The following is a 20,711-nucleotide window of genomic DNA, read 5'->3' as shown; positions in this document are numbered from 1 at the left end:
GTGGTCCACCGCGTGTGAGTGACTTAGCCCTACAGATAGACCACAACCAAGGAGAAAAATCATGTCTTTTCGTGAAGACTACGAGGCCGCGATGCTTGAAGAACAGCGGGCCAAAGACGCCGTGAATGAAGCCCGCCGTGCACACAAGGCGGCGAAGGAACGGCTAGAGAAGATGCACGGGTATGCCAAAGAGTTCGAGAGGCTACTCAACAGCGACAAGTCTGCATCCACCGACGCCGACAAGGCGGCCAAGCCCACCGAGCCTGACGGTGAGAAGTCGTCTGGTACCGACAGCGGAGCGTCTGGCGAGCCGGATAACTCCGGCGAGTCTGTACAGAATTAGGCGCGAGACTGTGCGGCCGGACCCCGTGTCGCCGTACAGCCTGAGCGCGAAAACTGTACCGCTGTAGCGGTCACTCCCCCATCGAAACCCCGTCCTCGTGGCGGGGTTTTGTCGTGCCCAGAGTCACTGTCGTGGCCGTGCTGCAGGGCTGCAGCAACGCGAAAACAGTCCGGCTACGGCGGATATTCCGAAGGATATTTTGGCAACCGGTTACGAACCGGTTACACGCAAAAAACAATCGGTTCATAACCGATTTTTTACCGTCTGAGCTGCAGCGATGACGGATTTGATGTGTCAGAGCTGATTTTCAGCGCTGACACCGTAAACACAGTATAAGGGGGTGCGACGCCAGGACTTTTTTGAAAAGTCTTATTTTCACTGCATGACCAGGGAAAATGCACCGCTTACATACCGGCGTCAATTTTCGCGCCGAAAATGCGCACCGCTTCATAACCGGTACATTTTTAATGTGACGGTTATGTCGGGCTTCGTCAGAAGACTCTGGCAGGGTCGAACGGGGCGAATAGCGCCGTGAAGACACTGCCCTGCTACGGGGCCTGCGGAGATCGCCACAGCGTATCTTCGCAGGTCACGTAGCTTTTCGCACAAGGCGAAGCGGAAAAGCCGACCGAATAGGGAGGGTTTTCACGCGAGCAGATTGCCCGCTGCAGGCGCCCCCGTGAGACCTCAGTTATCCGAGCTTGTGAGGTGGCTAGACTGAGGTCTTTAGGGGGCTAAAGAACTTCAATTTTCTGGGGTAGAATCGTTTGGGACGGCAACGCAAGGGACCCGAACGATTCTTAGGGGACCCAGGAAATTGAAGTTCGCCATGTTGGCGCGCACTTGGAGGGGTCGAAGACAGAGGCTCCGAGTGCGCGCCAACATCTACAGGAGGTACGCGATATGTCGAAGACATCTACAGCGCAGAAGGGACGCGCAGCGTTCAATCTGCGCCATCTCCGCCGCGACAACTGCGGCGGAGACACGCGAGGAGACCGCAAGCGACTCCTCAAGGAGGCGATGCGAGAATTAGATCCGCAGGATCTCGCGCATCAGGCCGCGATGAATAGCAATATCGTCGTGGCCGATGCGCATTTGAACGTTCCGTTCGTCAACGACGGCAACGGCACGTTCCGACGCGCTGCGTCCGTCGAGGAGGTCTTGGCGTACCAAGACGCCCGGATGGACGGCGTGCGCGTACAGAAGAACAGTTTCGAGACGTCTCTGTTCGTCGTGCATCTGCCGAAGTCGATGTGTGTAGAGGTCCCCGACTTCTACACCAGCACTGTGGACGGCCGTGAGGTGAAGCGCGCACGGCTTGTCGCACGGAACTACGACGAAGCGAAGGAGTACCTCGAAGAGTCGATGCGCTGGCTCGCCGAGAACTTCATCCCCGGCGGCATCGATGCCGTAGCCGGTGGGGATATGAACTTCGACGAATCAACGCCACACATCCAGTTCCAGGCTGATACGTTCTCGCCGAAGCCGGATGATCCCGACAAGCTCCGCTGCCGGCCCGGCATCGCGTACAACACTGATGAGTCGGTGCGGTACATATCTGGCCCGAAGAAGGGCAAACAAATCTCCGGGAACCAGAAGTTCATCGACGCGCAGCGTGGACTTAGAGAGCACATGTACGCGTTGGGTTACCCGGTAGAGCTAGATGTGTCTGAACGTCACAATGAGTCGCTGAATCTTGACCGTTACGTCGAACAGCAGGACCGGGAGCGCGACCTTGCGAACCGTGAGGACGAGGTGGAACGGAAGCACAGCTCCGTACAGCGAGATGTCGATGCTGCAGCGAAAGACCGCAAGCAAGCTGCAGAAGAACTCGAACGGGCGCAGCAGGCCCGTGAAGAAGCCCAGCGTGTGCAGGAAAATGCTGAACAGCAGGCTCGCGAGGTTGCCGAGCGCGTACTCAAAGAAGCACGCGAGAAGGCCGAGCAGGACGCCGAAAAGATTCGTGGTGATGCACAGAAGGATGCTGAACAGGAGTTGGGTCTTGCCGAGGCACAGGCGGAAGAGTTGCTGGACCGTGCCAAGGAGGTTGAGAGCGCCGCCGAAGCCAAGCTCAAGCGTGTAGAGCAGGAAGCTGAACAGCTCCGCAGCGAAGCACGCGAAAAGGCCGAGCAAGAAGCCGAGCAGATCCGCAGTGACGCACGCAAAGAAGCTGAGCAGACGCTGGGTCTCGCTGAAGCTCAGGCAGATGAGCTGCTTGACCTTGCCGAAGAATTCGGCAGTGAAGAACATGATGAGGCCACACGTGACGCTGCAGTAACGCGCGAGGAAGCAGAGCAGGAAGCGAAGATCATCATCGAGGAAGCAACGCAGTCGTTGCAGGAGATTTCGCATGTTGATCAGGACTTTTTGCGGGTCGAGATTGACAGCAACCCAGAGATGAAGCAACGGTACCGCGAGATCGTCATCGACCGTACTCAGGAGGAAAGCGCTGCAGTACTGCGTCGCGCGCTGGAACGCATCGCTAAGCGCCGCCAGCAGGAGCAACAGCGCGACCACGACGGTGGCAAGGAGTCTCCCGACGGTGACAAGGAGTCCCCCGACGGCGGCAAGCCGTAGATGGGGGGTCTCCCCTGCCCTGTATGGCCCTGTAGCGGCCTAACAGGATGTCGCCAGGGTCAGTGTCCAGCGACAGCGCTAAAACCGCTCTAATTCAGCGAAAATCGAAGAATTAGAGCGGTGTTTTTTGAAGCGTCCTGGGTTCAGATTCAGGTAACTCAAGGATGAGTGTGAATCCGGGGTTTGTGTCTTTGAGAAGGCCCTTTAGAAGCCTTCAAGTACTTCGTAGAGGGCGGTGGCTAGGGTTAGTCGCCGTCGCTAGCTGTGCTTGGCTGTTAATGTCATGTCGACCAACTGCAGGAAGCGTATAACGTAGTCTTTGACAAAGCCTGCGGTGCCTTCATTGAGATGGCCGGAGTCTTCGAAGAGGGTGGGGGATTGGCCAAGGAATACCTCGGGCTGACCAGGAAGCGGCATATCGAAGTAGGACAGGGCGAGCCGGAGGTTCTTCTGTGAACTGTAGCCGCCCATGCGGCCTACAGAGTGACTGATGATACCTGCGGGAAGGTTCTTCCAAGCCACATCCGAGTTGGGCTTGGAACCGATGTCCACTGCATTCTTGAGACAGGCAGGGATAGTACGGTTATTTTCCGGGGTAACAAAGAGGACGCCGCTCGAGTTCTTGATGGTGTCGCGGAAAGTGGTGTACTCAGCTGGAATGGGCTTGTCCGTGACCGAGGGGTCATCGTAGTCGAAGTCATAGAGCGGCAAGTCACGGATTTCAACGATGTCTGCCTGGTAGTTTTCAGGGATCATTGTGAGCACTTCGTGTGCAATCTTGCGCGCAAATGAGCCGCGGCGCAGGCTGCCGACGATAACACTAATGCGTGGGGTGGTCATAGGAAGTCCTTTCTTCTTAGTTGGGCGTAGGTACGTGCGATCAAGGGAGAAAAGGCTTGCAGCCAAAGGCAGGCGGTGGCCCGGCGGCGTGGGCGGCAGTAAGAAAGTTATGCACTTTGTCTTCTTCATGGCGGAAGTACAGTTCGATGAGTCCTAACAGTCCCCCGAGGACGGCCTCCCGTGCGGCGGACGTATCCAAAAGCCGCATGGCTGCTGGTTGGTTTCCTTCGCGGATGGCTTCAAACAGCGCGATGGTCTCAAGCCAGCTTCCTTGGTCTGGTCGTGGAAACGGTTTAGAAATCCCAGTCATCATCACTCGTTTCTTCAGCGGTGCCAATGACATAGGAGGAACCGGAGCCGGAGAAGAAGTCATGGTTTTCATCTGCTCCAGGTGCTAGGGCAGCGAGGATTTCCGGGTTCACTTCCGTTTCTTCAGGTGGGAAGTAGTCCGGGTAGCCCAAATTCATGAGCGCCTTATTGGCGTTATAGCGAACGAATACAGCTACATCATCCATGAGCCCCAACGGCTCATATAGCTCGCCGGAATAATCCAGCTCTAGGGCATAAAGCTCTTCGAGCAAGGAAATAGTGAAATCATGCATCTCCTGTTGCCGTTGTGGAGAAGACGTTTCCAGTCCGCGCTGGTACTTGTAGCCTGAGTAGTAACCGTGCACTGCCTTGTCACGCAGAATGAGGCGAATCATGTCTGCCGTATTTGTCAGGGTGGCGTGGACGGAAAAATGCAGGGGAAGATAGAAACCCGCGTAGAGAAGCAGCGAGGAAAGCAGCGTCGATGACACTTTGCGCTTGAGTGGATCGGGTCCAAAATAATGAGTGAGCACTTTTTTGGCGCGTGCCTGGAGAAGGTCATTATTCACCGCCCAGCGGTATGCCTCATCAATTTCTTTCGTACTGCTCAAAGTAGAAAACACTGAAGAGTAAGAACGGGCATGGACTGATTGCATGAAGGCGATGTTGGTATACACGGCCTCCTCGTGCTCGGTGCGGGCATCTTGGATCTGACAGATTTCGCCCACAGTGGCCTGGACGGTGTCCAGGGTGGTGAGTCCCGTGAACACCCGCATGGTGAGGTTGCGTTCCTCCGGTGTCATCCTCTGCCACGCCGGGAGATCGTTTGAAAGTGGAACCTTTTCTGGCAACCAAAAGTTGGTGGTGAGGCGGTTCCACACTTCAAGATCCTTCTCATCGCTCACCCGATTCCAATTGATGGCGCGGATGCGGGCTGAAGGGTCATGCCGGTAACTTGGCGGCGTAACTGAGATGCTGGTTAGCTCAGCAGTGTTTGATGTTGAAGACATAGCTTCTTTCTTTCTTGATGGATGGTTGTGAATGAAGGAAGGACCGTGTTCCTACAGGGCACAGGAAACGCAGCCTTCGACCTCGGTTCCCTGGAGTGCAGGTTGGCGTAAACGGATGTAGTACAAGGTCTTGATTCCGGCTTTCCAGGCATAGATTTGTGCCTTGTTGATGTCCCGCGTAGTGGTGTCAGCGGTGAAGAACAAAGTCAGGGAAAGCCCTTGGTCCACGTGTTGGGTGGCCATAGCGTAGGTGTCGATGATTTTTTTGTACCCCACGGTGTAGGAGTCATCGAAATACTCCAAGTTGTCGTTGGTCATTTCCGGCGCGGGGTAGTACACGCGCCCCAAGCGGCCTTCCTTGCGTATTTCAATCTTGGAGGCAATCGGGTGTATGGACGCGGTGGAGTCATTGATGTAGGAAATTGATCCAGTGGGTGGAACTGCCTGCAAGTAGGCGTTGTAGATGCCGTCTTGCATCACTTGGTTCTTGAGCCGTAGCCAATCCTCGCGTTGAGGAATCTGCACGCCAGCCTCATGGAATAGCTGTTTTACGTGGTCAGTGGCCGGCGCCCAGTCTTGGTCGATGTACTTGTCGAAGTAGACGCCAGTGGCATAGGTGGATTCTTCAAAGCCAGTGAATCGTTGACCTTTCTCAACCGCTAGCGCATGGGATGCACGGAGCGCATGATAGGTCACGGTCAGGAAATAGATATTTGTAAAGTCCAGTGCTTCGGCGCAGCCATAAGGAATACGCTTGGAAGCCAGGAAACCGTGGAGATTCATTTGGCCCAACCCGATGGCATGCATGGATGCATTACCGTGAGCGATGGAAGGAACAGCTTCGATATTTGTTAGGTCTGAGACCTTCGTGAGAGCGCGCACCGCGGTTTCAACAGTTTCCCCAAAGTCCGGTGATTCAAAAGCTTTAGCGATGTTGAGCGACCCTAGATTGCAGGAAATGTCCTGGCCAACGGTGGTGTAGTTACCTGAGGCGCCGTAGGTGGATGGCGTGTTGACCTGGAGGATCTCACTACACAGATTGGACATATTGATATGTCCTTTGAGGGGATTAGCGCGGTTGACCGTATCCTCAAAGAGTATGTAGGGGTATCCAGATTCAAACTGAAGCTCAGCCAGCGTGGTGAAAAACTCGCGGGCCTTGATAGTCGTATGAGAAATTCGCGGATTGGAAACCAGCTCGTCGTAATACTCGGTGATAGACATGTCAGACATGGCTACGCCGTACTCGCGAGCGATGTCATACGGGCTAAAAAGATGCATATCCTTGTTCTCTTTGGCCAGCTGGAAGGTTATATCTGGAATAACAACTCCCAGCGAAAGAGTCTTAATGCGGACTTTCTCATCGGCATTTTCCCGCTTGGTATCCAGGAAACGAAGAATATCTGGATGGTGCGCATGTAGGTAGACGGCTCCAGCGCCCTGTCGAGCGCCCAATTGGTTGGCATAGCTGAAGCTATCTTCCAGAATTTTCATGACTGGGACTACGCCGGAAGCTTGGTTCTCAATCTTTTTGATTGGGGCTCCGGATTCGCGCAGATTGCTCAGTAACAAGGCCACACCACCGCCGCGTTTTGAAAGCTGCAGTGCAGAGTTCACGCTGCGGCCAATGCTTTCCAAATTGTCTTCGATGCGAAGGAGGAAGCAGGAGACCATTTCGCCACGCTGGGCTTTTCCTGCGTTGAGAAAAGTAGGGGTGGCGGGCTGGAAGCGTCCGGTCATGATGTCATCCACCAGCTTCTCCGCAAGCTCTTCATCGCCCTGTGCAAGGTACAAAGCTGTGGTGGCGACGCGTTCTTCGTAGCCTTCCAGAAATCGCGAGCCATCAAAGGTTTTCAGTGCGTATGAAGTAAAGAACTTAAATGCGCCGAGGAAAGTGCGGAACTGATGCTTGGCTCGGTGGGCTCTGTCGTACATAGTGCACAGAAAATCGTCATCATAAAGCTCAAGGAATTCCCGCTCGTAGTATTCGTTATCAACCAACCACTCCAAGCGCTGCTTGGTGGATTCAAACTGATGCATGCGGGGAGTGACATGGTGCGCTAAAAAGTCTTGTGTTGCCTCAATGTCCTTGTCGAACTGGATTCTTCCCGAATCGTCGAATAGGTTCAGCTGCGCGTTGAGTGCATGGTAGCTCTTGCGCTTACCGACACCGCCGGCATCGTCTGCTGAAGCGGTGCGGGGCGTAGGGCCAATGGACTGTGTGGGGGTGGCCTTAAGTGGCGGCATTGTGGTTTCCAATCTGTGTGTTGCGGATGTGGTCTTCATTTTGTGGGAAATCAATGGGGTGTAATTGTTAGTTGCTTTGCTGCTCCCAAAACTTGTGAAGGCCCTGCTTTACAGCGGCAACGTCCTTCTGCGTGCCGAGTAGCTCGAAGTGATACAGCTCTGGAACGTGGCACTTAGCGGAAATGATGCGGCCGGCGACGCAGTAAGCGCTTCCGAAGTTGGTATTGCCTGAGGTAATCACGCCCCGGATAAAGGAACGGTTGATTGGGTCATTGAGGAAGTCGATGACCTGTTTGGGGACTGCGCGTTTGAGCGAGCCACCGCCGTAGGTTGGAACGATGAGTACGTACGGGTGTGAAACCTGGATCATTCCGGTTTTCTTGGGCCGCAGTGGAATGCGCACTGCGGGTCTATCTAAGCGTTCGACGAATCTTTTTGTGTTTTCAGAAACGCTAGAAAAGTACACCAAATCTGGTGAGTCTGACATGACAATCCTGCTCATCCTGGCCTTAGCCATAAGTGGGATAGGTGATGATCGAAAAGTTTAACTACGTACTACCGTAGTTGCAAACTACGCCGCACCGTAGTCTTTAAAAGGGCAGGTAGGGACAGGATTAATGAGAAAGGGAAAGACTACAGGCTGTGGTGTGCTACAAACACTGCGTCCGTAGCTGGGCGCCCAAGTACTACCCACTGAGTACTGTCGGCTACCTGTACTTCGAGCGATTCTGAAAAGGGCGTTCCTTCGCGCGTGGTAAGAACAGCCCCAATGACGATGCCTTGCTCTTTAAGGAAGGCCAGCAGTTGTGGGTCGGAATCAGAAATGCGTTCCACGGTCACCTGCGGTTGTGCGCCGCTGTCGGTGAGACGGTGCGCACTGGGGATAGTGACCTGTCCATCAACCGTAGGGATAGGGTCGCCGTGTGGATCCCTAGTGGGGTAATTGAGGAACTTATCCACGCGCTCTATGAGCATGTCAGACACCGCGTGTTCAAGATTTTCGGCTTCATCATGGACCTCGTCCCACGTATAATCCAATGCTTGAACCAAAAAAGACTCAAGCAATCGGTGGCGGCGCACCATGACCAATGCGTACTGCCTGCCAAGTTCGGTTAACTCCACAGAGCCATAGGGCGTGTGTGACACGAGCCCTTGCTTCGACATTTTGCGCACTGCATCGGAGACCGAGGAGAGCTTGAGTCCCAGCTGTTTCGCTATAAGTGTGGCGGTAACGGGCTCGGATGACCATTCCTTTAGCCCCCAGATAGCTTTCAAATAGTTCTGGGTACTGGTGGACAGCTCAGAAACAGACATGAGTAAATGTTAACCCAGCTTCCGTATGCGCCTTAGGCGCTGTGCCCCAACGCTCATAGCGAACAGAGGCCAAGTTTGAGAGGAATGCCGGTAAGGTGGGGCCAGTTAAAGCATTCTTCACTTGAAGGAGAACCACTAATGTCTGAGAAGATTTCAATGAACTTGAAGTGCGCCAGCGTAGTGCGTAATGGAATGGCTAGTACACAGTGCAGTAAAACAGCGCATGTAATGGCTCATGTAATGCACTGTGTAGAGACAGAGCGTCTGGAGCAGGAGTATCAGCGCTCCCGTACTGGACGGCGACGGCGTTATGCGTGGTCTGTGCTGAAAAAATAACCCCGCAGGTTTCCCTGCGGGGTGTTGTTGCAACTAGAACGGCACTTCTTCAGAGTCATTAGCAGCAGCGTTATCTGCGCTGTTCTCGCGGCGTGCTGCTCGTGCCTCAGACTCCTTCTTGGAGTCGATCAGCTGCACAGTGTCGATGCGCGCTACCAGCGGATAGTGCTTGTTGCCGTCCTTATCGGTGTAGTTGGCAGTCTTCAGCGAGTAGCTCACTGCAACGCGATCACCAGCGCCGATGCATCCGAAGACGCCGAGGTTCTTGGCGTCAGCCACGTAGCCAGTGAGTTCGACAATCTCTGATTCCACCTTGCCTGTGGACTTGTTCTTGAACGTATTACGTGCGTAGACGTTGAGCTTCACCGTCGCACCGCCGTTTGCGTGCTCAAAGATCTTCGGCTCGCGTGCTGCGTTGCCAACGATGGTGCCATTGTTAAACGGGTTGGACATTGTGATTTCTCCTTATATGAGTGAGTGTGTGATTGTCTTTCAATTGTGTGTTTGAGCAGCGGCTTTGCTGCTGCTGTAAGTGCTGTTACAGCACTGCCCAGGGCAGATGTGCCCCTGCTGCTTCCAGGTCGCGTAGCTCTTGTGCGGCACCCGGATCGGCGTCTTCGCCATCCATGCCGTCAGACATGAGGTAGAGCAGCTCTAGGGCTTCGTGGGTGTAGTGGTACATGGCGTGCCTCCGTGTCGTGGATTGATTCTCAATCCGTTCTTTGAGACAGCTCTGCTGTCTAGAGACCTCTCCCCTGCTCGGTGGAGATTTCCTTCTTCCCTGGTCACGGCGTGGGTAGAAAAGAAAAACCCCGCTACAGCAACTGCTGCAACGGGGTGTGAATACTAGTTTTCGAACAACTGCACGCGAGCCTGAGCACCGCCCTCGTGAACCACTTCTGCGAGACGACTGCCCTCGCCAATGTCGATTAACTTCGCCACCAGCGACGGGAACGTCTCTTTGCTGCTGATCTCGGTGGCCCTGTGTGCGGCAACGCCAGCCAGACCCGTCTGGCCGGTTGCCTGGGCCAGCACGGCAACGGTAGCCGTGAGTTGTGCCCGCATCCCCGGCCAACTGGTCGGAACGGCACGCATCACCTGTTCTGCGAACTTGAAGCCTGCCTGCGGCTCTTCCAGCAGCGCTGCCAACAGCGGGTCACGCAGTCGCGGCGTCGTAAAGCACTTCAGTGCTGAGCGGATAGCGCGAGTGCTCGGCTGGGTTATCCCTGCCGCTGCCTGTTCGTATTCCCGCTGCAGTACGTCTCGGAAGATGGGTGGCACGTACGCCAGCGCGTCCTCGATGATGTCGTTGTGTTCTGCAGCGTCGATGTTGTGCGCAGTGCTGTTCAGGCGTTCTTCGATTTCCTCACGCGAGAGCGCTGGAAGATCGCCGGTGTGTTCAAGCATCTGCTGTAGCGCTGCTGAGGCGTGAATATCGCTGATACGGCCTGCTTGTGGCACGCCGGAGTTCGGATGTAGATACATCACACACCACGCAGTACCAGCGATGATCTCAGGGGCTTGGATGACCGCGAGCACTGTACTTGGCAGCGGTGAGTCCTCGCTGCACAGAAAGTGCGTGATGGCATCGGCCTCGATCAGGTCGTCGGTGATGACGTACGCCGCAACAGCGCTGAGATCCAGCGCCTCAGACCACGCAGCGAATTTGTCGCGATCCTCGGTGAGCCGTTGCGTTGCTCCGTCTAGATCGAACCGTGCGAGCGGACCGAGGCGGAGGCTGTTGGTGTCCTTGTCGCGCTCAAAGAACGCGAGTACCAGTGAGTTCTGCGGGTAGAAACCGAGGATGCCGGGGATGTTGGCGAGCAGGTCGCCATGAGACGAAAGTGTTTGTTGAGCAGGCATGACAGTTCTCCTTTGCCGGATACGGGATCAATATGGTCAATTCCGTATCCGGCACGGCCCTGCCGTGCTCGACGTCACCCCGCACACACAGGCGCCGGGAGCGCTGCTACGAGTCACGGACAGTAGGTAGGCGCTTCCGGCGCAGCGACCTATTACGAGACGTCTTTTAAGCGCTCGATGGCTCTGTAGATCGTCGGCCGCGACACGTTGAAGGTGCGCGCCACGGCACTGACGGACTTGCCGCCCTCGATGAGTTCCTTAGCCACCTCAGCCTGCTCAGCGCTGAGTTTCGGCTTGGGGCCGGCGACCCTGCCCTGTGCGCGGGCGTGCGCCACGCCTTCACGGGTGCGCTGGATCAGCAGGTCACGCTCCCACTCGGCGAGGCTGGCCATGACGTTGATGACTACTTTGTCGGTGGGTTTGGACGTGTCGAGTGCTGGCTCTAGCACCTTGACGTTGATATCACGTTTCGCGAGGTCAGTGATGGTATTGACCGTCTCAGCGAGGCTGCGACCAAGACGGTCGAGCCTGGTCACAACAAGCGTGTCATCGGGACGCATGTACGCCAGTGCGTCATCAAGGCCGGGGCGCTGCCATTTGGTGCCACTGATGGTGTCGGTGTAGATGTGCTTCGGGTCGCAGCCAGCGTCGATGAGCGCCTCGCGCTGGGTGTCGAGCGACTGCCCTTGCTTGGAGGTGGACACACGTGCATAACCGATGAGCATCTAGTCCACCTCAGTTTCCTCACACCCCTGTGGACGATTCAAAAACGCAGCATACTGGTGAAACTTATGGGATAAGAGCTTCCTGACATACTGTTCCATATACTCAAAATCAGGTTGTCCGTTAGAAGTCGTGGGCAGCATGATTTTGAGCACTTTCAGTCGCCGATCATTGATTTCACGGTTGAAGTTGAAGTTGGACTTCTGCTGCTCAATAGTTGTAGCCAGGAAAAGGTATAGAAACGGTGAAGCGCCAGTTCTTTTTAGCATCGTCACATGATCGCTCGCGACATAGGTGAAGGGTTCATAGAACGCTTTTCCGACAGAACCGCTGTTTGCCAAACTAATACAATCGGTAAAGACCCTGCATTTGGGCGCTATCTCGATAAAGGCATCGACTCCGTTGTTAAGAGCGCTTGAGGAAACATACGGAACATCACCAGGCACTTGATCAGCGGTTTTCAGGCGCTTGCCGCGCTGCATATCCGTAAAAATTTCTGGCAACTGGAAGTCAAGCCATTCTTTCTCTTCAAGCGGGGGCACATCGACAGGGAGGGAGCTGTCGATTAAATCGGATTCCTTCGCAAACAGATACTCGCGGTTTTGCATCACCATAAGGAATCTGAACGTTAGGTAATCACCAACCGTCTTCTCGAAGTCCGTAATCGAGGGCACGGCATCGTTGAAGTAGTAGAAGCTGTGGAGCCATTCATCGTCTGGAAGCACTTTTGAAGAAACGCAGAACTTGGAAGGTGCTTCGAGATTTCCGTTCCAAACCTCAAGGAGGTGCTGGCGTTTATCCTTAGCCGTATCCCCATCCATAAGGCCGATGTGTGGTCGAACTTCGTAACCATCATCACGGAAGTCGATGAATTTAGCCTCATGCTCGGGCGGATGAGGTACACCAGCAGTGAAGACAGCAATGCAGGCATGTGTACCAACGCCATAGAAGGTATTAGGGTTGCAGGTGATCACCCCCTCCAAGGTATGCCGTTCGAGGATACGCCGTTTAGTCTCTCTCTCAATCTTGGTCTTATTAGCGACACTGGATTGAGGAATGATCACCGCAACGCGGCCTTCTTCCGTCATAGAATCAAGAAGATGCTCAGTGAAGAGAATCTCGTACTGATTAGGGTCGTCCTTGCCCTGACTGTACGGCGGATTCATCAGCCCGACAGTGGCATGTTTCTGGAGTTGAAGGTCTGCCGGGTGCTGGGATAGAAAACCGGCTGCTTGAATGTTGGAATTGCCATCGTCACGAAGAATCATGTTCGTTGCTGCGATGGCAAACATGTTCGGCTGGATCTCGAAGCCATGTAGCTGCTTCTTCTTGATGCTTCGACGCTGCGAATCACTCTCCGCAGCGTGCAGCATTTTGTGCATTGCGGCGATGAGGAATCCAGCAGTACCACAGGTGGGGTCCAAGACGATGTCGTCAGGACGCACGTCGACGAGGTCGACCATGAGGTCAGTCATGTGCTTAGGCGTGAGAATAATGCCGAGAGATTGACCGTCGCCTCCCGAGTAGCTCATGAACTCGCCATAGAAGCGACCGATGAAATCTTCAGATGTTTGCTGGTATTTGATGGCCTGGAAGACCCGCTTGTTCAAAAACTCGGTGTAGTACTTCAGAGGAGTCTTCCCGAGCGTGGGGTTAACCTCGTTCAATCGCACGCTATCGGTAATGACGGCAAATTCACGCAGGAGCTTGTCGCGCTTAGCGTCGGGGCCGACGTTTGATCGGGTTAGGCGAGCCTTGATAGCGGCCATGATCTTGTCGCCATCGCGAGACCCGGCAAGTTTGTCACCCTGAAGTGAGGCAATGGAAAAGTTTCCGTATTCAACCTCATCGAGAGCGAGCAAAATACCCGAGACAACCAAGGGCTTGTCCTGGTCTTTGAGAGTGCCAAACGTTCGCAGCTTTTCGTGAAGCTCGGCCGCGTCTTTCAGAATCTCCTTGGTCGTCTTCTCGTAGTCGGTGACTTCTTCGAGCACATGACGGGTGTAGTACTCGTAGATGTTCGACTCATTGAACCAGATGAAGGATTCGATGTCATCGAGCTGTTTGAACTCACCCCGATCATCGACGTAGAAGGGCGTGATCCGGTGACGCTTTTCGCCACCGGAGACAGCGATGGCAAAGACTTTTGTAAACTCGCTCTTGGTAGAGATGTGGCGCGCGTAGTGAAGGGCGCCGTTAACAGCGTAGTCACGGACAGCCTTGATGTCGGATAGTTCTACAACTCCATCATCATTTAACTTGATGTGAAAATCCTGGTTGGCCTTGTTCTCAATCACGATGACGAAGTCCTTGACTACAGCAACATACTCTGGGTAGCCGGGACCCCCTTTGCCAGTTTTAGAGGCAGTCTTAAGCGCCTCGTTCAATTCGGGAATATCGCTTCCCTGCGGGTCATAATCTTTAATCTCAGCCTCATCGAGTTGCTTGGCAACCCACAGGTCTACTTTGACCTCTTGCTTCGCCATCAGTCATCACGCTCGTCATGTCAGTAATAAATCGGTCGAACTTGTACAGCCCAGAAGTGCAGTGCTGTTATGAACGCATAACAGCAAGACAAAGGTGTACGAGATCGGTATACGTAGTACCTAGTGTAACACAACTAACCAATTAGCGATAGCGTACAGGCAAATAATTTCTTTCCACCGCTCGACATGCGGGGTGGCAGCAGCCGTGTCATAATTCTTCCGGGAACGTCACGGTTGAGTAGAGTGCCACCCCCCGGCACAGAGGCAGGTCTCCCCCGAACTGTCCGCTCCCGTGGCGTTCCCCTATAGACGCGCCTCGCAGGCAACTACTGCCGCCAAGCGATCTGCACACGGTGTGGATCGAACTTCTTCGCACCAGCCTTGCCGGGCAGAATACGGATTTCCATGAGCAGCCGAGTAAGCCTGCGCTTGTCCTCGACAGAGGCACCGCTCCACCACTCAGCGAAGTCAGGGCCATTGGCAAGTTCTACAGCGAGAGGGTCAGCTTCACGGCTCGTGGTCAGCTCGCGCATCTTCTCGTCGATAGTGGAGATTTGATCTTCGATTTTCTTCGACACGCGCGCGAATGTGGACATGTCAACATCTGCAGCAATAATCGCTTCTTCGATCTGTTCTCGGCGCGCTAGCAGCACGTTTCGCTCGCCTGCAAGCTCCTGTAGCTGTTCGGTAAGACCGTCATCCTCCGGCGTTAAGGCGTTGCGTAGTGCATCCACGGCATCTGGCTGCGCCATGCGCTTGATGATGACTGCCTCGATAAGGTTGTCCACCTCAGCGCCGATGGACACGTGTGTACCACCAGGTTCAGACCGCTTGCACGTGTAGTACCGGCGCGGCTCACCCGCCTTGTTCCTTCGGCTGCGGGCGTACATAGGATCACCGCAGGTGCAGGTAAGCACTGATGCAAGAAAGTAGCGGGGCGCGTTGCCACTGTGTGACCGCCGCCGTGACGGGTCACGTAAGACAGCATCAAGCTTCTCGCCGGTGGCTTCGTCGATGATCGCAGGCCAGTTGCCCTTACCTACGATCCGACGGTCTTTGACAAGACGGTAGCCGGTGTCTGGGTCAGTGGGGTTGAAGGTACTCAAACCACGCACACGCGGATTGAGCAAAATGTCCCGCAGTGTCGGCGCCGTCATGGGTCGCCCGGTTGTAGCAGTCAGGCCTCGTGCATCAAAGATCTCTCGCACCGTTTCACGCAGAGTCTTGCCAGCAATGATCATTGCAGCAGCGTCGAGGATGGCCTGAGCCTCTTCGTCAATGACGGTTACGGCGTCAGCCTCGTAGCCAAACATCCTTCGTCCACCTGTCTTCGGCCGTCCTGTACGTGCGCGGTCCTCATAGGCGGCTCGGATACGTGCAGCACGGTCGATGGACTCCTGCTCAGCGATGAGACCGAGGATCACGATGGTAAGCCGCGATGCTGGGTCGCTGGGGTCAATGTTGTAGCCCCGGTTCGCCTTCACAGTGACGTTGTGCTTCTCGCATAGCTCAAAGAGAGCGAGCGTGTCTTTGGTACGGCGGGTAAGACGGTCAAGTGCGTACACGTACACAACGTCGATCTCACGGCTCTCGATAGCGTGGATCAGCTTGTCGTACTCAGGCCTGTACTCACCCGAGAACGCGGAGATGTTGTTGTCCACGTAGGTAGCGACCAGCTCAGCCTCGTCAGCCTCAGCCTGCTTAGTGGCAAGGTGTATCTGCCGCTTAATACCAGCTTCTTCCTGCTTATCAAGTGAAATACGTGCATAAATCGCCGCGCGCTGCGTTGTGGTGGTTGCCATGCGGTCATTGTAGCCCAAAGCCACATTCTGGATTGCCCGAACCGGTCGCCCCAATACACAGGCCGTGCGGGCCCATGCCACCCTCGGCGGATTCTTTGAGGTCAATGGATACCGCCTGCCCCTCCGGGGTGATACCTATAGGCACTTTTAACCGGCTGGCGCCAGTGCGCCCCTGCCCGGGCCACAGTCCACCGGCACGATGCAGGTCGGCGGCGTCTTCCATGCCCACCATGGGCAAAAGCTCCCCGTCGAACGTCCGCTCCGCCGCCACGGTTCCGGCGGGCCGGTGATAGCTGGCCATCCGCCGTGCGCACAGCGTGGCGTAGTCCGCCGTGACGGTGTCCGCCACGCCCAGGCGCTCATCGCCGGCCGCGGTGACGACGCGCAGATCCCCCTCGGCATCGACAAGCAGACTCAGCCCCTCCTGCTCCGCCCGCTGCCCCAGAGCGGTGGTGCGCTGCGATCCCACCTCGATGATGGTGGTGTACCCCGCGGTGAAGAATTCCTCGACGCCGGTGGTGGGCACGGAATCCACGATGAGCAGCCGGAAGTGCGCCTGCCGGGGACTGCGCGCGTGCGGCAGCCACTTCAGCCAGTCCCATCGCGCGCCCACCCCGAGGGCGCTGACGGAGACCGCCTCCGGGCCATGGAACGACACCAACTGCAGGATCACCGCGCGGACGAATGCCCGCGCCTGCGGGCCCGCCACCCCAACGAACGGGAAGGCCTGCAGCTGGATGACCACCGGCATGTCCGGCAGCGTTTCCACCGCCTGCAACGTGTGGCGGAGGCTCACCGCGCACACCGGATCCAGGTCCTCACTCGCGCCGGCGTCGGGCACGGTAATCGGCGTGCACAGCCGCGCCCTGCCGAGCCCCACGCGCGCTTCCAGGGCATCCGGATCCCCAGCGGCGCGCTCCCACATCCGCGGCGCGCCGATGATAGCCGCCAGTTCATCCGGCCCGGGGTGCCGGTGCGTTTCGTGGGCGCGCTGTTTGGCCCCGTTGTCCTCGGCCTTTTCCCGGAGTGCCTTGAGGTGTCGCAGGTAGGTCCGCCGGGTCTCATCCGGGTCGTTCGTGCCGCCTTGCGGGCTGAACATCATGAACACGCTCATGAGCATCATGACGGGAAACAGCAGCATCATCGGGCTGACCTGCCGCCCGTCCTTCGCCCCGCTGAGCAGGATGAGGGCGACCAACCCCACCATCGCGGCAATCATCACCACCGGCATCAGGATGCGCACCAGTGGAACCGGTTGTGGGCGCGCCGCCTCCGGCACGGCCTCCGCCGTGATGTTGCCCTGTGGCAACGGCGGTGCCGGCTCGCGCGACGACATGGCGACCGGCTCGACAGCACGGTCGGAATCTAGGCCCACGATCGCGTGGCTCATGTACTTCTCTCCCCGAAAGTCCCCGAATTATCCCCGAAAATGCCCCCCACCACTTTTCGCCCCGATGCGCTAGCGGTGGACACGGTGCCCACAGTAAGCCACAATTGTGCGCGTTGGGCAAGGGGAATGGCCCACACACTTTCATTTTCGGGGGACAATCATCGTGGCTGTAGCGACGCATACTATCCGTGCCACCGTGCGTATTCACGTGGGCACGTACCGCAAGGAACTGGACTTATCTCTGCCGGCGACATCGAGCGTGGGCGAGTGCGTGGACGAGATCATCGACTTCACCGGGGCGCCGCGGATCACGCGGCCGTGGCGGGTGTCCACGGCGGCAGGAAGGCGCATCGATCCGACGGTTGCGGTGCGCGACACGGCGCTTGTCGATGGTTCCGTGGTCGTCTTAAGCCCCGAAGAACACGCCCCCGCACCGGTGATCCGCGGCGCGGCGGAGGCGCTAGCCACCGACGCCGCCGAGGCAGCCCCGCGGGGCATCCCGGTCACTTGGTCCGTTATCGGCGCCATGTGCGCGGCCGCGGTTATCCACGCGGCTGCCCCACTGCCGGTCGCGCTCGTCGCGGTTGGCGCGTTAACGGGCGCCATCGGGGTGTGGTGCCGACGGCGCATCGATCCCACGCCCTTGAGCATCGTCGCCACCGTCGCGATGGTGCTCGCGGCTGCCTACTGGGTCGCCGACGACGTAGCACCCTCCTTATCGCTCGTTTGCGCGGCGATGGCGCTGGCCGGCGGATTTGCGTTATTTCTCGGCCACCTGGCGCGGCTACACGGCCCGCGCACCACGGCGGCGGTGTTGACGTGCGTGGTGATGGCCGCCCTTGCAGCCCTCGGGGCGCTGATGCCCGGGCCGACGTCCGCACTGGGAACCACGCGGGCACCGGCGACGGCCTCGGCGAGCATGGTGCTCGCGGCCGCGCTTATCACCGTGACCATCGCCCCGGGGCTGACCAGCCGGGCGGCGGGGTTGAAGGTGCCGCAGTTGCCCACCGCCGGCGAGGACCTAGGGGTCGCCGATACCCCGCCGGACGATGCCGGGGACAACGCCGCGCGTGCACTCAAGCTGTACTCCGGGGTGACCCTGGGGTTAACTTTCGCCTGCCTGCCCGCGTGCGCGGCGCTCGCCTTCGCCGGCAGCGGGGTGCGCTTTCCCCTGGGCTGGGCGGGCCTTCCGGGGGACTCGGTCGAACCCCTCGTGGGTACGCATGCGGACGGGGCGGGGTTTGCGCAAGCGTTGCTGTACATCATCTCCGGCGCAATGGCGCTGCACGCGGCCCGGCACCGCGAGCCGGTTGCGGAGTGGGCTCTCAACGCACTGACCGCGTCTGCCGCCGGCGCCGCGTGCCTGGCCGCCTGGGTGCGGTGGGCCGAATGGCCCGCCGGGGCCGGATCTAGCGCCGGCACCGAGCACCCCTGGGTGATGCTCGCGGTGGCAGCCATCCTTGCCGTGTGCGCACTCACGGTCCCGCTGTGGGCGCATGCCGTGCCATCCCTGGAACCGACCACGGTCCGGTGGGCAGAGCGGGCGGAATCCCTCGCCGTCGCGGCATGCTTGCCGCTGGCCGCACACCTGCTGGGACTGTTCGTGTTGCTGCGGGGACTGGGGTAAACCGCCATGGCTGCACCCCACTTCCACTCGCCGCGCCGGCGGCAACCCTCACTGGAGATAGCCCTTGTTTCCTGCCTGCTTGCGGTATTCCTCGCGGCGACGCCCGCCGTGCCTGTCCGTGCCGACGAAGCCGCAGAACCCAATGGGCCGGCGGAGTTTGCCCACTCCACCCCGCCCGACGTGGAGTGCGCAGTGCCCGCGCTTGCCGATGCCGCCGGAACCCCACCCGCTCCACCTGCCCTGGACGATCTCGGCATCGACCGCGAACAGTTGCGCGCGCACGCTACCGGCGGCGGGGTGAAGGTGGCGGTGATCGATACCGGGGTGGCCCCGCACGAACAATTCACCCACGTCGAGGCCGGGCCCGACTTTGTCACCCCGGAATCGCCGAATCCGCTGTGGGACTGCGACGGGCACGGCACCGCGGTCGCCGGCATCATCGCCGCACGCGACGCGGGGCTAGCGCCCGACGCCACGATCTTCGCGGTGCGGCAAACCAGCGCGCACTTCCGGAACCGACAAGGAGACGCGGACCAGGCACCGGGCCTGTCACCCGACGACGAGGGGTTCGCGGCCGCGGGCAACCTGGGCACTCTCGCCGAAGCCATCCGCGCGGCAGTCGAGGCCGGCGCGCACGTCATTAACATCTCGGTGGTCTCCTGCGTGCCGCGCGATGTCGCCGACCAGCTCGACACGGGCGTGCTGGACTCGGCGCTGGGTTTCGCCGAGGAACGCGGCGCGGTCGTCGTCGCCGCGGCGGGCAATGCCGGTCCCGGGTGCGAGCCGGGGGACGCGGTGTTCCCGGCGCACTCCCCGACGGTCCTGGCCGTCGGCGCTATCGACGTGCCCGACCCGCACCGCTTCGCCGACTACTCGCTGCCCGGCGCGCCGTCGCCGGAGCTACCCACGCTCTCCGCTCCCGGCGAGCACCCCGTCGCCCTGGCCGCGGCTCCCACGGGGTGGGCGACGGGAACGATCCAGCCGCAGGGCCGTGGCCAGGGGCGGGATTCGGTCGCGGGTTTCGTGGGCACCAGCTTCGCCGCCCCAGTGGTGGCTGGCACCGTCGCCTTGCTCAAGCAGCGCCACCCGGATGCCTCCGCGGCGGACCTGCGCGCGCTGGCCGTCCAGTCGGCGGAGCCGCACACCGGGTACCTCGACCCGCTTGCCGCGGTGACCGCCCGGCCGGCGAGCTACGACACGGCCGCCCGCGACAAGACCGTGGAGATCCAGCCGCGCGAAACACCTGCCGCGCCGCGGCGCGTGACACTTCTCGGCGGGCTCAGCGCCGGGCTGGTATTTATCGTGTTGGTCTTTATCGCTCTAATCCCACGGCCTCGAAGAAACCGGTGAGGAAGTCGAACTGCCCGGCGCGCCAGCTGGCGTAGGCCAGGCCGACGAATACCACCCAGATCACCGCGACGAGCAGGGCGATAAGCCCCCAGCGCACGGGCCGGGATTGGCGCTTGAACCAGTCGGTAAAGCGGTCGTATTGGTGCACGCCCCAGTCCAACAGGCCGCGGGCCCACCGCTGCTCGAGCGACAGGATGCCCACGCCGATAAAGGTGGTGAGCCAGCCTTGGCCGGGTAGCGGGATGGTGATGATCCCGACGATGAGCACGATCCACCCAACAACCAGCGTGGCGGGACGAACGAGAAAGCCGTATTTGCGGTCCTTCAATCCCGCGTGGAAGCCGCGCAGCTGGTCTACGCGGTGTTCTACCGCGTCGCGCATCGATGCCACAGCGAGGCCTTTCTGCCGCAGAATGTACAGGGTGGGGTACGAACCGAACGATTCAAACGATTCAAACGATTCGGACGATTCGAAGATTCTGCACAGTCTAGCG

Annotated in this window: 18 protein-coding genes; 4 read left to right on the top strand and 14 right to left on the bottom strand. The window is 58.3% G+C overall.

The features are described from left to right. The first annotated feature begins 61 nt into the window (after positions 1-61). Entirely contained in the window at positions 62-343 is a 282-nt protein-coding gene (locus tag CMASS_RS01970) for a hypothetical protein (RefSeq protein ID WP_022862713.1), read from the top strand. 903 nt (positions 344-1,246) lie between these two features. After that, positions 1,247-2,920, top strand: coding sequence for a hypothetical protein (locus CMASS_RS01965; protein WP_240482764.1), 1,674 nt, complete (start codon positions 1,247-1,249; stop codon positions 2,918-2,920). A 258-nt stretch (positions 2,921-3,178) separates the two neighbouring features. Here CMASS_RS01965 and CMASS_RS01960 read toward each other — a convergent pair whose 3' ends face one another. From CMASS_RS01960 to CMASS_RS01900, 13 genes are all read right to left on the bottom strand, one after another. Next, complete coding sequence (locus tag CMASS_RS01960; protein WP_022862715.1) at positions 3,179-3,760, bottom strand: NADPH-dependent FMN reductase; 582 nt, start codon at positions 3,758-3,760, stop codon at positions 3,179-3,181. A 40-nt stretch (positions 3,761-3,800) separates the two neighbouring features. Further along, positions 3,801-4,070 carry a hypothetical protein gene (locus CMASS_RS01955; RefSeq protein WP_156831771.1) on the bottom strand — a complete coding sequence of 90 codons (270 nt, stop codon included), beginning with the start codon at positions 4,068-4,070 and terminating at the stop codon, positions 3,801-3,803. After that, on the bottom strand, positions 4,054-5,079 hold the full coding sequence (gene nrdF / locus CMASS_RS01950; protein WP_022862717.1) for a class 1b ribonucleoside-diphosphate reductase subunit beta: 1,026 nt from the start codon (positions 5,077-5,079) through the stop codon (positions 4,054-4,056). Before nrdF ends, CMASS_RS01955 begins: the two co-directional genes overlap by 17 nt. Before the next feature lie 51 nt (positions 5,080-5,130). Continuing rightward, complete coding sequence (nrdE, locus tag CMASS_RS01945) at positions 5,131-7,326, bottom strand: class 1b ribonucleoside-diphosphate reductase subunit alpha (RefSeq protein WP_027018602.1); 2,196 nt, start codon at positions 7,324-7,326, stop codon at positions 5,131-5,133. A gap of 67 nt (positions 7,327-7,393) precedes the next feature. Further along, positions 7,394-7,813 (bottom strand): class Ib ribonucleoside-diphosphate reductase assembly flavoprotein NrdI, encoded by a 420-nt coding sequence (gene nrdI, locus CMASS_RS01940; protein ID WP_033399510.1) that lies wholly within the window; start codon positions 7,811-7,813, stop codon positions 7,394-7,396. Between the two features lie 146 nt (positions 7,814-7,959). Continuing rightward, a complete protein-coding gene (locus CMASS_RS01935; protein ID WP_022862719.1) occupies positions 7,960-8,640 on the bottom strand; it encodes a metal-dependent transcriptional regulator in 681 nt (226 codons plus the stop codon). Between the two features lie 369 nt (positions 8,641-9,009). Then, positions 9,010-9,429 (bottom strand): single-stranded DNA-binding protein, encoded by a 420-nt coding sequence (locus CMASS_RS01930; protein ID WP_022862720.1) that lies wholly within the window; start codon positions 9,427-9,429, stop codon positions 9,010-9,012. 85 nt (positions 9,430-9,514) lie between these two features. Then, the gene (locus CMASS_RS01925; protein WP_022862721.1) at positions 9,515-9,658 is read right to left on the bottom strand and encodes a hypothetical protein; all 144 of its coding nucleotides are present in this window, start codon (positions 9,656-9,658) and stop codon (positions 9,515-9,517) included. A 164-nt stretch (positions 9,659-9,822) separates the two neighbouring features. After that, the gene (locus CMASS_RS01920; protein WP_022862722.1) at positions 9,823-10,839 is read right to left on the bottom strand and encodes a DUF4192 family protein; all 1,017 of its coding nucleotides are present in this window, start codon (positions 10,837-10,839) and stop codon (positions 9,823-9,825) included. A gap of 152 nt (positions 10,840-10,991) precedes the next feature. Beyond that, positions 10,992-11,564, bottom strand: coding sequence for a recombinase family protein (locus CMASS_RS01915; protein ID WP_022862723.1), 573 nt, complete (start codon positions 11,562-11,564; stop codon positions 10,992-10,994). Beyond that, positions 11,565-14,048, bottom strand: a complete 2,484-nt coding sequence (locus tag CMASS_RS01910; RefSeq protein ID WP_022862724.1) for an N-6 DNA methylase — start codon at positions 14,046-14,048, stop codon at positions 11,565-11,567. It lies immediately after the preceding gene. Positions 14,049-14,374: 326 nt separating this feature from the next. Further along, entirely contained in the window at positions 14,375-15,850 is a 1,476-nt protein-coding gene (locus tag CMASS_RS01905) for a recombinase family protein (RefSeq protein ID WP_022862725.1), read from the bottom strand. 4 nt (positions 15,851-15,854) lie between these two features. After that, the gene (locus CMASS_RS01900) at positions 15,855-17,240 is read right to left on the bottom strand and encodes a hypothetical protein (RefSeq protein ID WP_022862726.1); all 1,386 of its coding nucleotides are present in this window, start codon (positions 17,238-17,240) and stop codon (positions 15,855-15,857) included. 196 nt (positions 17,241-17,436) lie between these two features. On the opposite strand from CMASS_RS01900, the gene eccD reads away from it, so the two are divergent. Together eccD and CMASS_RS01890 are read left to right on the top strand one after the other, a co-directional pair. Beyond that, the gene (gene eccD / locus CMASS_RS01895; RefSeq protein ID WP_169460798.1) at positions 17,437-18,867 is read left to right on the top strand and encodes a type VII secretion integral membrane protein EccD; all 1,431 of its coding nucleotides are present in this window, start codon (positions 17,437-17,439) and stop codon (positions 18,865-18,867) included. A 6-nt stretch (positions 18,868-18,873) separates the two neighbouring features. Further along, positions 18,874-20,217, top strand: coding sequence for a S8 family serine peptidase (locus tag CMASS_RS01890; RefSeq protein WP_240482765.1), 1,344 nt, complete (start codon positions 18,874-18,876; stop codon positions 20,215-20,217). On the opposite strand, the gene CMASS_RS01885 is transcribed toward CMASS_RS01890, so the two are convergent. Further along, positions 20,180-20,608, bottom strand: coding sequence for a TIGR02611 family protein (locus CMASS_RS01885; RefSeq protein ID WP_022862729.1), 429 nt, complete (start codon positions 20,606-20,608; stop codon positions 20,180-20,182). The two genes, CMASS_RS01890 and CMASS_RS01885, sit on opposite strands and share 38 nt — an antisense overlap. Positions 20,609-20,711 lie beyond the last annotated feature (103 nt).

Source organism: Corynebacterium massiliense DSM 45435, assembly GCF_028609805.1.
GTDB lineage: Bacteria > Actinomycetota > Actinomycetes > Mycobacteriales > Mycobacteriaceae > Corynebacterium > Corynebacterium massiliense.
The sequence above is the reverse complement of the archived record's forward strand: the minus strand, read 5'-3'. Positions and strand labels throughout refer to the sequence as shown.

Coding starts and splice junctions, on each gene's coding strand:
- CMASS_RS01970 (WP_022862713.1), top strand. CDS start 62: ATGTCTTTTCGTGAAGACTACGAGGCCGCGATGCTTGAAGAACAGCGG.
- CMASS_RS01965 (WP_240482764.1), top strand. CDS start 1,247: ATGTCGAAGACATCTACAGCGCAGAAGGGACGCGCAGCGTTCAATCTG.
- CMASS_RS01960 (WP_022862715.1), bottom strand. CDS start 3,760: ATGACCACCCCACGCATTAGTGTTATCGTCGGCAGCCTGCGCCGCGGC.
- CMASS_RS01955 (WP_156831771.1), bottom strand. CDS start 4,070: ATGACTGGGATTTCTAAACCGTTTCCACGACCAGACCAAGGAAGCTGG.
- nrdF (WP_022862717.1), bottom strand. CDS start 5,079: ATGTCTTCAACATCAAACACTGCTGAGCTAACCAGCATCTCAGTTACG.
- nrdE (WP_027018602.1), bottom strand. CDS start 7,326: ATGCCGCCACTTAAGGCCACCCCCACACAGTCCATTGGCCCTACGCCC.
- nrdI (WP_033399510.1), bottom strand. CDS start 7,813: ATGTCAGACTCACCAGATTTGGTGTACTTTTCTAGCGTTTCTGAAAAC.
- CMASS_RS01935 (WP_022862719.1), bottom strand. CDS start 8,640: ATGTCTGTTTCTGAGCTGTCCACCAGTACCCAGAACTATTTGAAAGCT.
- CMASS_RS01930 (WP_022862720.1), bottom strand. CDS start 9,429: ATGTCCAACCCGTTTAACAATGGCACCATCGTTGGCAACGCAGCACGC.
- CMASS_RS01925 (WP_022862721.1), bottom strand. CDS start 9,658: ATGTACCACTACACCCACGAAGCCCTAGAGCTGCTCTACCTCATGTCT.
- CMASS_RS01920 (WP_022862722.1), bottom strand. CDS start 10,839: ATGCCTGCTCAACAAACACTTTCGTCTCATGGCGACCTGCTCGCCAAC.
- CMASS_RS01915 (WP_022862723.1), bottom strand. CDS start 11,564: ATGCTCATCGGTTATGCACGTGTGTCCACCTCCAAGCAAGGGCAGTCG.
- CMASS_RS01910 (WP_022862724.1), bottom strand. CDS start 14,048: ATGGCGAAGCAAGAGGTCAAAGTAGACCTGTGGGTTGCCAAGCAACTC.
- CMASS_RS01905 (WP_022862725.1), bottom strand. CDS start 15,850: ATGGCAACCACCACAACGCAGCGCGCGGCGATTTATGCACGTATTTCA.
- CMASS_RS01900 (WP_022862726.1), bottom strand. CDS start 17,240: ATGAGCCACGCGATCGTGGGCCTAGATTCCGACCGTGCTGTCGAGCCG.
- CMASS_RS01890 (WP_240482765.1), top strand. CDS start 18,874: ATGGCTGCACCCCACTTCCACTCGCCGCGCCGGCGGCAACCCTCACTG.